Origin of the sequence: Spirosoma arboris, assembly GCF_009754945.1 — a bacterium.
Taxonomy (GTDB): Bacteria; Bacteroidota; Bacteroidia; order Cytophagales; family Spirosomataceae; genus Spirosoma; species Spirosoma arboris.
This window is the reverse complement of record NZ_WPIN01000066.1, coordinates 1-946: the sequence shown is the minus strand read 5'-3', so window position 1 is coordinate 946 and position 946 is coordinate 1. Positions and strand designations below refer to the sequence as shown.

Genomic DNA, 946 nt, shown 5'->3' with positions numbered 1-946 from the left:
AATTTTTCGACAGTTTAGTCGCAGCCAAGGAAGAGTCCCGCCTGACCTGAGCGGAATAAGTATGGCCCTCCAAGTCCCGATTGGAAACGTGTTCCGGACCACAGGCAAGTAGAAGAGACAGAAAAAGAAGTGGGAGATATGGGGATTTCATTGTATAGCGTGGTTAGCTTAACTGCACTAGCTCCGGTTGACACCGACCGAATTCATTAACACTTGTTAGCCAGGAGAATACCGTCAGCTATTCTATCTACGTACTGACGTTAAAGAGTATTACCAATAAATGATCCTACCTGAGAGCTTAGCTGGTGATTAACCGGGTTTTTCGTGTGAAATACTTGGGACTATTTCGTACTCTGCTCTACTTTTTGCTCCGTAGGAATCGTGGCCACCTCACGCTCTCGTTCGGTTTGCTCGACATAGACCGCATTATCGGCGGGCTCAATTTTAATACCAAAATGATTGGCATAAGCCTGGGTGAACTCAGCCCCGAAATACAAAATAGCCGCGATGTAATAGATCCAGGTTAAGACAACGATTAGGGAGCCTGCTGCTCCATAAGTCGAACTGGTGGCAGTTGTGTTGATATATAAGCCAATTAGAAGCTGCCTAGCATAAATAGCAAGGCCGTAAACAGAGCCCCCAAGCGCACATCCTTCCAGGCGATTTTAGCATCGGGTAGTACTTTAAAAATCACCCCGAACAATACGGCAACCACGGCGGTACTGATCAAAAAATTGATAGCACTAACTACATAGACCCCCAGACCGGGTAAAAAGCGGGTTAGCTGATCGCTTAAAGCCAGTACGATGCCATTGACGACCAGTGATACCAGCAGCAAGAAACCTAAGCTAACCACTAAGGAAGAGGACAATAACCGATCTTTCAGCAGCTTGAGCCAGCCTCGCTTGGGTTTGGCTTTGACCCGCCAGATTAGGTTGACCGAATC

Annotated in this window: 1 protein-coding gene and 1 pseudogene; both read right to left on the bottom strand. The window is 47.0% G+C overall.

All coding sequences use genetic code 11. The annotated features are described in order from the left end of the window. Positions 1–341: 341 nt before the first annotated feature. On the bottom strand, positions 342–497 hold the full coding sequence (locus tag GO755_RS42295) for a hypothetical protein (RefSeq protein WP_394351000.1): 156 nt from the start codon (positions 495–497) through the stop codon (positions 342–344). Positions 498–518: 21 nt separating this feature from the next. Beyond that, a pseudogene (locus GO755_RS42290) lies at positions 519–886 on the bottom strand (YhjD/YihY/BrkB family envelope integrity protein); the annotation flags it as partial. Between the last annotated feature and the right edge of the window lie 60 nt (positions 887–946).